At 56.5% G+C, this 12,515-nt stretch carries 7 protein-coding genes, 1 rRNA gene and 1 other annotated feature (1 of these 9 cut by a window edge); of the genes, 5 read left to right on the top strand and 3 right to left on the bottom strand.

Annotation, left to right across the window (positions count from 1 at the left end; translation table 11 throughout):
* Positions 1-258, bottom strand: a sequence feature (23S ribosomal RNA rRNA prediction is too short) (it extends 606 nt beyond the left edge of the window).
* 207 nt (positions 259-465) lie between these two features.
* The 3 genes from RIKMI_RS0106705 to RIKMI_RS0106690 all read right to left on the bottom strand — a co-directional run bounded on the left by RIKMI_RS0106705 (position 466) and on the right by RIKMI_RS0106690 (position 5,438).
* A 16S ribosomal RNA gene (locus RIKMI_RS0106705) occupies positions 466-1,994 on the bottom strand.
* A 416-nt stretch (positions 1,995-2,410) separates the two neighbouring features.
* Positions 2,411-3,958 (bottom strand): S41 family peptidase, encoded by a 1,548-nt coding sequence (locus tag RIKMI_RS0106700; RefSeq protein WP_037291643.1) that lies wholly within the window; start codon positions 3,956-3,958, stop codon positions 2,411-2,413.
* Between the two features lie 250 nt (positions 3,959-4,208).
* Positions 4,209-5,438, bottom strand: a complete 1,230-nt coding sequence (locus RIKMI_RS0106690) for a hypothetical protein (protein ID WP_027290970.1) — start codon at positions 5,436-5,438, stop codon at positions 4,209-4,211.
* A gap of 287 nt (positions 5,439-5,725) precedes the next feature.
* On the opposite strand from RIKMI_RS0106690, the gene uvrB reads away from it, so the two are divergent.
* From uvrB to RIKMI_RS0106660, 5 genes are all read left to right on the top strand, one after another.
* On the top strand, positions 5,726-7,900 hold the full coding sequence (gene uvrB / locus RIKMI_RS13305) for an excinuclease ABC subunit UvrB (protein WP_084135211.1): 2,175 nt from the start codon (positions 5,726-5,728) through the stop codon (positions 7,898-7,900).
* A 541-nt stretch (positions 7,901-8,441) separates the two neighbouring features.
* Positions 8,442-9,134 carry a 4Fe-4S dicluster domain-containing protein gene (locus tag RIKMI_RS0106680; protein ID WP_027290969.1) on the top strand — a complete coding sequence of 231 codons (693 nt, stop codon included), beginning with the start codon at positions 8,442-8,444 and terminating at the stop codon, positions 9,132-9,134.
* Positions 9,135-9,269: 135 nt separating this feature from the next.
* On the top strand, positions 9,270-10,325 hold the full coding sequence (locus tag RIKMI_RS0106675; protein WP_027290968.1) for a CoB--CoM heterodisulfide reductase iron-sulfur subunit B family protein: 1,056 nt from the start codon (positions 9,270-9,272) through the stop codon (positions 10,323-10,325).
* A 33-nt stretch (positions 10,326-10,358) separates the two neighbouring features.
* Entirely contained in the window at positions 10,359-11,363 is a 1,005-nt protein-coding gene (locus tag RIKMI_RS0106670; protein WP_027290967.1) for an FAD-dependent oxidoreductase, read from the top strand.
* Positions 11,364-12,063: 700 nt separating this feature from the next.
* Positions 12,064-12,381, top strand: a complete 318-nt coding sequence (locus tag RIKMI_RS0106660) for a 4Fe-4S dicluster domain-containing protein (protein WP_027290966.1) — start codon at positions 12,064-12,066, stop codon at positions 12,379-12,381.
* The last annotated feature ends 134 nt before the right edge of the window (positions 12,382-12,515 follow it).

The raw sequence follows: 12,515 nt of genomic DNA, 5'->3' as shown, positions 1-12,515 counted from the left end.
TGGGCTATTCCCTCTTCGCTCGCCGCTACTAAGGGAATCGAGTTTTCTTCTTTTCCTCCGCCTACTTAGATGTTTCAGTTCAGCGGGTTGGCTCTCCGATTACTCGGAACGACAGTCCTTCAGACTGACGGGTTGCCCCATTCGGATATCGCCGGATCGATTCTTTTTTGCAGATCCCCGGCGCTTTTCGCAGCTTAACACGTCCTTCATCGCCTCCATAAGCCTAGGCATCCCCCGTACGCCCTTGCATACTTTCTTATCTAGGCTCCGCCGTATCGCTACGACGAATACCCTTACTCGTTTTTCTTTTCCTAACGTGTCAATGAACTTTTCAGACCTCCCGCATTCGGATCGGTCTCTATGTCGTCGGATTCCGAAATCATCATCGCGATGACTCCGAACTCCGAGTCGATTTCGTTAAAAAAGTATTGCAGTGCTTTCTTTTGATGTGAAACAAGGCTCCAGAAAGGAGGTGTTCCAGCCGCACCTTCCGGTACGGCTACCTTGTTACGACTTAGCCCTAGTTACCAGTTTTGCCCTAGGACGCTCCTCGCGGTCACGTACTTCAGGCACCCCCGGCTTCCATGGCTTGACGGGCGGTGTGTACAAGGCCCGGGAACGTATTCACCGCGCCATGGCTGATGCGCGATTACTAGCGAATCCAACTTCATGCAGGCGAGTTGCAGCCTGCAATCCGAACTGAGACCGGCTTTACGAGATTCGCTTCATATCGCTATGTCGCTGCCCTCTGTACCGGCCATTGTAACACGTGTGTCGCCCCGGACGTAAGGGCCGTGCTGATTTGACGTCATCCCCACCTTCCTCGCGGTTTACACCGGCAGTCTTCATAGAGTCCCCACCACTACATGCTGGTAACTATGAACAGGGGTTGCGCTCGTTATGGGACTTAACCCGACACCTCACGGCACGAGCTGACGACAACCATGCAGCACCTAGTTTCGCGCTCCGAAGAGAAGCCCTCTTTCAAAGGCGGTCGCTAACTTTCAAGCCCGGGTAAGGTTCCTCGCGTATCATCGAATTAAACCACATGTTCCTCCGCTTGTGCGGGCCCCCGTCAATTCCTTTGAGTTTCAACCTTGCGGTCGTACTCCCCAGGTGGATAACTTATCGCTTTCGCTGGGTCACCGACTGTGTATCGCCGACAACGAGTTATCATCGTTTACTGCGTGGACTACCAGGGTATCTAATCCTGTTCGCTACCCACGCTTTCGTGCATCAGCGTCAGATATAGATTAGCAAGCTGCCTTCGCAATCGGTGTTCTGAGTAATATCTAAGCATTTCACCGCTACACTACTCATTCCGCCTGCTGCATCTACTCTCCAGCCCGACAGTATCAGAGGCAGTTCTGCGGTTAAGCCGCTGAATTTCACCTCTAACTTACCGGGCCGCCTACGCACCCTTTAAACCCAATAAATCCGGATAACGCTCGAATCCTCCGTATTACCGCGGCTGCTGGCACGGAGTTAGCCGATCCTTATTCGTACGATACATTCAATTACCTACACGTAGATACCGTTATTCTCGTACAAAAGCAGTTTACAACTCATAGAGCCGTCGTCCTGCACGCGGCATGGCTGGTTCAGACTTCCGTCCATTGACCAATATTCCTCACTGCTGCCTCCCGTAGGAGTCTGGTCCGTGTCTCAGTACCAGTGTGGGGGACCTTCCTCTCAGAACCCCTAGACATCGTCGCCATGGTGAGCCGTTACCTCACCATCCAGCTAATGTCACGCATGTCCATCTTATACCGATGAATCTTTCATATATCTCCGATGCCGAAAATATACCTATGGAGTATTAGTCCGAATTTCTCCGGGTTATCCTCCTGTATAAGGTAGGTTACATACGCGTTACGCACCCGTGCGCCGGTCGCCGACAGCGGAAGCAAGCTTCCGCCTCGCTGCCCCTCGACTTGCATGTGTTAGGCCTGCCGCTAGCGTTCATCCTGAGCCAGGATCAAACTCTCCATAGTAAAAAAATATTTTGAGTATGCCTGACCCGATTATTTTCTCGTTCCGGTTCGCCTCGCGGCGCCGGAATCAGGAATTGACAAATTGTACTACACTACAAATTATCATTAACTTTTCACAGTAATTCAAAGAACTGAAACCCGAAGGTTCATATCTTTCTTGCATTCCTTCCGCACCGCGAATCCGGCGGAAAGGGACTACAAAGGTATGTCAATTTTCTCAACCTACAAAAACTTTTTTTTACTTTTTCCTGCTTTTCACTGTCGTGACCGCAGTCTGAAAGAACATCGTTTTTCGTGATTGCGGATGCAAAGGTAGCGACCTTTTCGTTTTCTGCAAATTTTTTCGAAGATTTTTTTCGGTTTTTTCTGTCGAAACGCACACAATCACCTGATAATCAATTGATAAATTTCCGGAACTATTTTCGCGTTTTGAAACTCAGCTGATAACCTTCGACCGATACGCCCTTTTTGTTACGGAGCTTGAGACCCTCCAGCACCTGTATCTGATATTCGGTTTCGGGTTTCAGTTTCACGGCCAGAGTCAGTTCCAGACCGTCTTCGGAATAACCGCTTCCTGCTCTGACAATTTCCGGAAAGGCTTCCGGGCCGAGCGGGCCGTAACCGAAACTGAATCCGTGCATCGGTTCGCTGAACCGGAACCTGATCTCCGTAACGGCAGGATCGACATCCTGCGCGCCGTTTTCGAACGGCCCGACGCCGACCACATGCGGCCCGGCAGTAACAGGAACTTCGACCGTCGGGTCGATATAATGCACAAGATTGGCAAGGGCTTCGGCATTGCTGGCTGCGGTAATCGCGACATCGGGCGTAGTGCGGGTTTCGAAGTTGAAGCTGCCGTCGGGATTCAGGCCGCCCCACGCCGGGAAATTGACCAGCAAACCGCTGCCCGGCAACATCATCGGGATCGGATCGGAGCCGATGCCGTCGCCGCCGGTGCGCGTGCCGGCTATGGTCGCCCAACCGGTGGCTTTGGTAAAGGCGGTGAAGGATTCGGACGAGGAAAAGACACGAGGGCCTACGAACAGCCAGACTTTTCCGCGGAATCCAGAACGTCCTTGCGGACGAACCACCCTTTTATCCATAATGACCGCAAAATCTTCAGACGTTACTTCGGCCGGGAGGTTCGGAAGCGAGACCACTTTCTTAAAACTTCGGAACCGTTTTTCGTACCAAGTCCCGGAAACAGAACCACGGCGAACCACGGAAGGCCCGTTCCACTTATATGTTCGGGAAATCAGGCGGGGCATGATATTTTCGGTCCAATATTGGTCGTTGCCTCCGCTGTTTTTCCGTAAGTCGATGATCAGGTGCTCGCAACCCTGTACGGAATCGAGACAGGTCATCAGCCACGCACTGTCGGCCGAGGGGTTACCGAACGAATTGATCGTCAGAACGCCGATTTTCCCGTCGCCGAGCATGGCCAGCGAGACATTTCCGGACGGATCGTAACCCGAATCGCCGTTAGCCGCGGACTGCTCCTCGCCGGCCGGTTCGATGCCGTAAAGCTCTTTAAAATAGTCGTAATAGGGCCTGGCCCGGTCATATACGGCGGCCCAGCGGCGGTATATCTTATTCTCTTTGCCGGGGGTAACGGCAGCCTGGTGGTAAAGCCCGGACATCCGGTCGAACATATGCGGCGCAATCACATATGCGTGACCGCAGCCGATTTCGTGCATGATGGCCTGCACGGCCGTGACGAAAGATTTGTCGTCCGTAGTCTCGCGGATCATCTGTAAATAACGGTCGTGGTTCGCGAGCCAGTCGCGACCGGTTTGCCTTTGAAGCACCCCGAAATAGGGATAGTTCTCTTTCAACGTTTTGCAGAGGTACTCGAAATCCTGCTCTTTCTGTTCGGCAGTGAACCGATGCCGGGCCACGGATGTCAGGCAGACCGCAGCGAAGCCGACGGCCAGTGCGGTCGTTTTCAACCATCTTGTTTTCATTAGGTCTGATTATGGAGTTAGTATGAATGAGACGTTCCGGGATCCCTTTTCGGATGTCCGATCGACCGTTATTTTCATGCCGAGACCTTCAAACCGACATTATCAATACATATAATCAGGCGCTTGTATATCGCATACGGTTTCGGATCGGGTCTCCGGGAGCAGGCGGCGGTGTGCAAGCGGCGGATAGAAAACAAAGGGGTACCGGCCATGACCGGTACCCCTTTCTTGCTTATATCGGGTCGCGAAATCAGAATTTGAAACGGGCCAGCAGCGTCACACGGTGGTTCTGCGAATGGGCATACCGTTCCGTCGGGCGGTAGCGGGTATCGAACTCCCTGCCCCATGAAGCCAGGCTGTACATGTATTCCAGGCCGAAAGACAACTGTTTGTAATGGTACCACAGGCGCGGCGACAGGCGGAAATACCAATCGATCCCCAAGTCCGGGATCGACGCCTGCGCCAGATCGACCTCCTGTCCCGTACCCAGGTTTTTCGTCCATCCGGCCAGGATGCCCGGCTGCCAGCCTTTCATCGTTTTCGTTTCGAAATCCGCCCACATCGAAACCGTTTGCGTCGCCGTATAACCGTAGTCGGGATCGGCCGAAGCGATGTCCCGCAGTTTCGGGCCGTAACCGCCGATCAGACTCAGCGTCGAGAGGTCCTGTCCCCATATGGCGAAAGCCGACAGTTTATGTCCGCCGCCGAAAGTATGCAGGCCGAATACCGAGGCGTTGAACGCCGTCATCCGTTTGAATGTCCGCGTCCGGTCTTCCGTCAGGTTGCGCGGGCGGATCGACTTGACCGCCCCGCCGAAGCCGATCATCGATCCTTTCGGGTCGCCTATCGCCAGCAGCAACGCCACCTCCGGAATCATGCCGTAGGCCTGCGCTTCGCCTTCGGTGCCGGCATACATCTGCAGCGCCCCCGTCAGGCGGACGATCTCTCCCAGCCGCTGCGTATACCGGATCTGGGGGATGCGCGACAACGGATTGAGCGGCGTGGCGCATCCGAACGAAACGGTGTTCGGGAACAGCTCGTCCGCTACGGCCAGGTTGTTCGTCTGGCCGATCAGCAGTTGGCCGCGTTTCCAGTCCAGAGCGATATAGGCGTGCCGCAGACGGAGGACGCCGAGATTGTCGCCGGTGCCCATGAAGTCCGTTTCGATATATGCTTTAGCGGTTGCTCCGAGAATATCGTCCGCCGATACCGTGGCGTTCAACCGGGTGCTGGCCACTCCGAACCGCAACGAATTTTCGCGGTTGATGTCTTCGCCGTATGAATTGTAATCCGGCGCTAACGGAAAATAGTAGAATATGCCGCTGTTTTTGGTCTTCGAAGCATAACTGTCGGTGAATACCTGCGCGTCGAGGCGGCCGCCGAACCTGAACTTCACGCGGGACTCGCCTTTCCCGGCCCCCGCGGCCGGCAGGCTGGCGGTCATCGCCGCCAAAATAAAAACGGAGAGGTATCGTTTCATAATCAGGGTACGGAATGAGTTGCAAAAGTAATACTTTTGCGATAAGGGTATTCTACGTATTTTTACGGCTTCCGTCGCGGTATAAATACCTAATCCGAATACTTCCGGAAATAATGAAGCCGATTGTACGGCCCGGACGGGTTCCGGTCGTCGGGAGGGCGGCGCGGGCCGAAATAAGTTGAAAATCAGGCACACGTACAGAAACAGGGCAAAACCGTATATCGTTACCGAATGCTACAAAGGCGCCCTGGGGTGACGTAAATGCCTTTGTTCGAACATAGACCGATATGGACTTCATATTGCATTCCGATTTCGCCCCCACGGGCGACCAACCCGAGGCCATCGCCGGGCTGACCCGTTCGCTCCGGGAGGGGACGCGGCACAATACCCTGCTCGGCGTCACCGGGTCGGGCAAGACTTTCACGATGGCCAACGTCATCAAGAACATCGGCAAGCCCACCCTGATCCTGAGCCACAACAAGACCCTCGCGGCGCAGCTTTACGGAGAGTTCCGCAGCTTTTTTCCGGAAAACGCCGTCGAATATTTCGTTTCCTATTACGACTACTACCAGCCCGAAGCCTACCTGCCGACCTCGGATACCTACATCGAGAAAGACCTTTCGATCAACGACGAAATCGAGAAACTGCGCCTGAGCGCCACCAGTTCGCTGCTTTCGGGCCGGAACGACGTGGTGGTGGTCAGCTCCGTATCGTGCCTGTACGGCATCGGGAACCCGTCGGACTTCCATGCCAACACGATCAATATCAAACAGGGCGAGGACTTTCCCCGCCAGAAACTGTTGTACCAGCTGGTGGACGGCCTCTATTCGCGCAACGATATCGAGTTCAGCCGCGGGACGTTCCGGGTCTCCGGGGATACGGTGGATATCCATGTGGCCTACGGCGACAAGGCTTACCGCATCGTCCAGTGGGGCGACACGGTGGAGGAGATCCACGCGATCGACCCGGCGACCGGCCAGCGGCTGTCGCAGCTCGACCGGGTGACGATCTATCCGGCCAATATCTTCGTCACCACGCGCGATCGGATCAATTCGGCGGTCGTCCAGATCCAGCACGATTTGTCGGCCCAGTACGATTTTTTCATGCGGCGCGGCGAGGAACAGTATGCCAAACGGCTCAAGCAACGCGTGGAATACGACCTCGAAATGATTAAGGAGCTGGGCTATTGTTCGGGCATCGAGAACTATTCGCGTTATTTCGACGGCCGCGCTCCGGGGACGCGTCCGTTCTGTCTGCTGGACTATTTCCCGGACGACTTCCTGATCATCATCGACGAAAGCCATGTCACGATTCCCCAGATACGGGCCATGTACGGCGGAGACAACGCCCGTAAGAAGAACCTCGTGGAATACGGCTTCCGGCTGCCGGCGGCCATCGACAACCGGCCACTGAAATTCGAGGAGTTCGAGGCGTTGGTGCCGCAGGCGATCTATGTGAGCGCGACGCCGGCCGATTACGAACTGAACAAATCGGAAGGGGTGGTGGTCGAACAGGTGATTCGCCCGACGGGGCTGCTCGACCCGGAGATCGAAATCCGGCCTACGGCCGACCAGATCGACGACCTGATCGGCGAAATCGAAATCCGGGCTGAGAAAGACCAGCGGGTACTGGTCACGACGCTGACCAAACGGATGGCCGAGGAGCTGACCAAATATTTCGAGAAGGTGGGCATCCGTTGCCGTTACATCCATTCGGACGTGGACACGCTGGAGCGGATCGAGATCATGGACGACCTGCGGGCCGGCCGCTTCGACGTACTGGTGGGGGTGAACCTGTTAAGGGAAGGGCTCGACTTGCCGGAGGTCTCTTTGGTCGCCATCATGGATGCCGATAAGGAGGGCTTCCTGCGGTCGGCGCGGTCGCTGACCCAGACGGCGGGCCGTGCGGCCCGCCACCTGGAGGGACGGGTCATCATGTATGCCGACCAGATTACGGATTCGATGCGCCAGACGATCGACGAAACGGAGCGGCGGCGCGAAAAACAGCTGAATTACAACATCGAGCACGGTATCACGCCGCAGGCGGTGCAGAAGATGAGCAAATCGACGCTCGGCGAAGGATCGCCCCTGGCGGCTTCGCTGCCGTCGGCCAGGGTGGCCGCGGCGGGGGCAGAGACGGTGCAGCGGCCGTTCGGCCGGGGGAACGGCGCGGGTGTGGTGTACGATATGGATGCTCCGTTGTCGCTGGTGGCCGATCCGGTGATGGAATACATGTCGGCTACCGACCTCGAAAGTGCGATCGCGCAGGCGCGGGCGATGATGGAACAGGCGGCGAAGGAGTTGGATTTCATGGCGGCGGCGCGTTACCGGGACGAGATGTTCGCCTTGCAACAGAAACAGGCCGTGGGGCAGGGGAAGGTCTCGCCGTCGATCGGCGGCGGAGGCGTGCGCGAGTCGAAAGCCGGCGTGGGCAAGCCGCGTAAACGGACGAAGATTTTATAGAAATTTCGGCCGGATTACTCGGTTATTGAAGCCTCTGGAGGCATATTGTTTCGGGATTATCCTCTTTTGTGTTGTTACTGTTCGTGCCTGGTCGTGGCCTGCGGGGAGAGGCTGTTCCGGCCCGGCTCGTGTACCGGACCGCCGCACGGGGCGACTGCGGGGCGATACGTTTCGGGATACTCCGAAAAACATATCCTCTGTATAACAACACGAAAAGGGATAATCCCGTATTGTTCCGGGTAAAGGCGGTAGACCGACCAAACAATTTTTTGATAACCGTTGCGGTTCGCAGAACCGCCGGTCCTGTCGCCCTGGCGCTTTGCGCCACGGGGGGAGGGCGACAGGCCGAATCGCCGGCCGACTGCAAGCGCATACTAAAAATAAAAACGACCTTCGGCCAGCATGTCGCCGGAATCTTCGGAAATGAGATTCCGGCGTCTTTTTTACGTATAAATACCCATGCAAAATAGGTGATAACACTGTCCCGTATCTTTTCCTGCCTCCGTACTTTTGTTTACCGTAAAAAGACTTCCGGGAATCCATGGGAAAATATTTCGACGAATTGATGCAGGATCCTCGTTTCCGCGAGGGGCTGAATGCCTGTATGAATTGCGGGGCCTGCACGGCGGTATGTCCGGCGGCGGAGTATTACAATTACGATCCGCGGCAGATCGTGGACGATGTGCAGGCAAAGGACGACGAGAGTATCGAGGCGTTGATGAAGAGCGATACGATCTGGTATTGCGGCGAGTGCATGTCGTGCCGTCCGCGTTGTCCGAGGGGCAATACGCCGGCGTATGTGATCCAGGCGTTGCGCCGGTTGTCTCAGAAGTACGGTTTTTTCACGGAGTCGGAAAAGGGGCGGCAGCAGTATGCGCTGGGCAAGTTGCTCGGCGGCAATATGATGGAGTTGGGTTACTGCGTGCATCCGACGCGGGTGGCGCCGCGGATGCATCCGGAGCAGGGGCCGGTGTGGGCGTGGGTGCATGAACACGACCGGGAGGTATTCGCGCGGTTTACGGACAACTATATGAAAGCGGGACCGGGGCCTGCGCGGGCGATAGACCCGGAGAGTCTGGCGGAGTTCCGCCGCATCTTCGATGTGAGCGGGGGAACGGAGTTCCTGGAGAATATCGAACGCTGCTCGCTCGAAAAGGCGGAAGAGCTGGGCATGACCCCGGACGAGTACATGGAGTATGTTTACACCTATAACAGCGGCACCCACACGCTGTGATGCTTCAGCTCGCCTCGTCGGATTCGGGTCGAAGCCAGCGTAGCCGCAACGCAGTCCGGCGAAGTTGCGAACCTACGCGCGGGACGGCTTCGGCTCGCCCGCTGTCGCGGGAATAGAACGGTAAATCAAGATACGATGAAATACAGATACGCGAACTGGCAGGAATACAGCAAAGAGATTGCCGACGACCATTACTATTACGCTCGCAGCTGCATCCGTCAGAACTTTTTCCCCGGTTCCGAGAAAGCCTTTCTCGACATTCTGCGGAACGACCTGGGGATGGACATCGTCGAAGATCCCCGGCACACCACCTGTACCGGCATCGGTTACCATTCCGACGTCGTGCCGCTCGACACCACCATGGCCGTCGTCGCCCGGCAGTTCGCGCTGATGACCGAATGCGGGTACGAGAATTACGTCGCCTCGTGCATCACCTCGTTCGGGATTTACAGCGAAGTGCTCGACATGTGGCACCACTTTCCCGAACTGGAAGCCAAAGCCCGCGAAAATCTGTTCAAAGCCACCGGCCGCGAGTTCCGGAAGCCGAAGATACTGGTGCATACCTCCGATCTGATGTTCCACGTGCGGGAGAAGATCGCGGAGAAGGGAGTGCGGCGGCTGGTGAACGTATCGACCGGCGAACCGCTGAGGGTGGTGGACCACATCGGCTGCCATTACGCCAAAGTGTTCCCCAAGAAAGGGATCGGCGGCGCCGAATTTCCGTACGTGCTGGCCGGGATGGTCGAAGCGTGGGGCGGACAGTCGGTGGATTATCCCGAACGGCGCCACTGCTGCGGTTTCGGGTTCCGCAACTACCTCGTGCAGGCCAACCGCGGCTACTCCGTGGCCAATTCGCAGAAGAAACTCGAATCCATGGCCCCCTATCATCCCGATTTTATCGTGGCCAACTGTCCGGGCTGCGCCATGTTCCTCGACCGCTGGCAGTTCACCCTCAATGCCATGACCGGCAGCCGCTATGCCATTCCCGTACTCACTTACGAAGAGATGGCGGGGCTGGTGATGGGTATCGACCCGTGGGAGCTGGGCATGCAGATGCATCAGGTACCGGTCGAACCGCTGCTGGACAAACTGGGCGTGGAGTACGATCCGTCGGCGAAGTACCTGGGGCGGAACGGTAAATTCATCGGCCGGCCGGCAGATCCGGCAGTGTATAACCCCGCAGCGCTGTAACTTTTCACGAACGACCACACACAGACCACATATATGACACAGGAAAGGATATTGGTGATCGGCGGCGGCGTGGCCGGCATGCAGGCTGCGGCGGCTTTGCGGGAGGAGGGCTTCGAGCCTTTCATTATCGAAAAAGAGAAAGCCGCGGGCGGGCATGTGGCGCGGTGGGACCGGCTGTTTCCGACGCAGCTGCGTGCGCAGGAGGTGATCGACAGATTATCCGCGGGGGCTGAAGGGATCGGCTCGGCGACGGGTTGCGAGATCGTTTCGGTGCTGCCGGAGGCGGACGGGGTGACAGCGATCGCTGCCGACGGCCAACGGTTCGAAGGCCGGGCGGCGGTGGTGGCGACGGGTTTCGACCTGTTCGATGCGCGGTTCAAGGAAGAGTACGGCTACGGGATGTACGAGAATGTGGTGACGTCGGCGGAATTGGAACGTATGTTCCGCGAGGGCCGGGTGGCGATGCGCAGCGGCGAGGCGCCGAAACGGGTGGCGATCCTGCATTGCGTGGGGTCGCGGGACGAGAAAGTGGGGCAGAACCATTGTTCGAAGGTGTGTTGCATTACGGGTATCAAGCAGGCAATCGAGCTGACGGAGGCGGTGCCGGGCGTGCAGGTGACGAATTTCTACATGGATCTGAGGGCGTTCGGCAACGGTTACGAGGAGCTTTACCGCCGTTCGCAGGTGGAGCATGGGGTGACTTACGTGCGGGGACGTATATCGGAGGCGGGAGAGACGCTGGACAAACGTATTCAGCTGAAGGTGGAGGACACGTTGGTGGGGCGTCCGCTGCGTCTGACGGTGGATATGCTGGTGTTGCTGGTGGGGATGCGTGCGCCGGGGTGTTGTTCGTCGTTCGGGCTGCCGACGCAGGAGAACGGTTTCTTCGCTCCGCGCGATCCGTATGTGGAGACGGTGGCGAGTCCGGTGCGGGGGATTTATCTGGCGGGTACGGCGACTGGCCCGAAGACGATCGGCGAAACGGTGAACGAGGCGTTGGCGGTGGCCCGGCGAATCAAACGGGATCTGGCAAAGTAGGCCTACGATTAATCGGCCGGTGATTTGCATCTGTAGGTCGCGCGGGCCGCATCCTCCCGCGGGGCGGAGGAGCGGTGACGCAGAGCACTCCAGCCGGGCTACAACTAACCTAAACCGCGACCGCTCCCGGGCGTCCGACCGTAGAAATAATTGTACTTTTAATTTGCAGATTCAAGGCCGGAGCCAGCGAGGCTCAAACGAGCATCGCGAGTTGCAGGCCTTCGCCGGGGGTGGCTCCGGCCTGACTAAGAGAAAACATTGCAATTATTAAAGTACTCCCGGCATTTTATTTTGTGTCGAAGTACGGGCAGAGGCTGCTGACCTGGGGAATCGCATTCCCGGCGAGTTTTTTGCCTTCTTTTTTGCTCGCCCCAAAAAGAAGGTGCCCCGCCGGCATAAGGCGTCCGGAGAAGTCGGTGCCCCCGCGACATGAGCGGGAGAAAAACAAACGCTCTGCGGCGATAGCTCCGGACTGGCCGCTATGTGGACGATTAACTCTACGAATAAGTTTTGGTAATTATATGCGACTTTACCCAAAATCAGGTAATGATCTTCCCAACCGGCCCTGCGGTGCCGCTCGGCACAGGGGATCGGGGCTTTTCTCTGCTTAAGGGGGTGGGCGAGGGCCGCAATATACTGAGAATCAATTACGCATATAAATTAGGGCTAAATCGTATATAGTTACCTAAGTTTTAACAAGATGGATTTCGGATTTACGATCAATGCGCCGCGGGCGATTTATCTGGACAAGATGGATCCCGTTTTACGCGACCGGGTAATCGCGCGCGAACGGACGACGCTGTTGTGTATCGGTTGCGGAAGTTGTACGGCGACTTGTACGGCGGGACAGTTTACTCCGTTCAGTCTGAGAAAGGTGCAGCATCTCGTGCGCCGGGGTGAGTACGAAACGGCGAAAAAGTCGCTGAAAGATTGTATGCTATGCGGTAAATGCCGGATGGTCTGCCCGCGAGGAGTCAATACCCGGGCGGTGATACATGTCCTGCTCGAAATATTGTAATTAACCGTTCGTTTATTTTGTACGCTGAGGGTAGAGTCCACTGTTCTTTCTTTGAAAAGAAAGAACCAAAGAAACTTTCGAGCAGGTTTGCAACGCCTCAGTTTGTCGAAAATCTTTTCTTGCAGACTTCTTTG

The sequence above is a fragment of the Rikenella microfusus DSM 15922 genome, assembly GCF_000427365.1.
Lineage (GTDB): Bacteria > Bacteroidota > Bacteroidia > Bacteroidales > Rikenellaceae > Rikenella > Rikenella microfusus.
Note: the sequence above shows the minus strand (reverse complement) of the source record. Positions and strands in the feature narration are given on the sequence as shown.

Excerpts from the sequence above, each read along its gene's own strand:
- uvrB (WP_084135211.1), top strand. The coding sequence starts at position 5,726 with ATGGACTTCATATTGCATTCCGATTTCGCCCCCACGGGCGACCAACCC.
- RIKMI_RS0106700 (WP_037291643.1), bottom strand. The coding sequence starts at position 3,958 with ATGAAAACAAGATGGTTGAAAACGACCGCACTGGCCGTCGGCTTCGCT.
- RIKMI_RS0106670 (WP_027290967.1), top strand. The coding sequence starts at position 10,359 with ATGACACAGGAAAGGATATTGGTGATCGGCGGCGGCGTGGCCGGCATG.
- RIKMI_RS0106680 (WP_027290969.1), top strand. The coding sequence starts at position 8,442 with ATGGGAAAATATTTCGACGAATTGATGCAGGATCCTCGTTTCCGCGAG.
- RIKMI_RS0106675 (WP_027290968.1), top strand. The coding sequence starts at position 9,270 with ATGAAATACAGATACGCGAACTGGCAGGAATACAGCAAAGAGATTGCC.
- RIKMI_RS0106690 (WP_027290970.1), bottom strand. The coding sequence starts at position 5,438 with ATGAAACGATACCTCTCCGTTTTTATTTTGGCGGCGATGACCGCCAGC.
- RIKMI_RS0106660 (WP_027290966.1), top strand. The coding sequence starts at position 12,064 with ATGGATTTCGGATTTACGATCAATGCGCCGCGGGCGATTTATCTGGAC.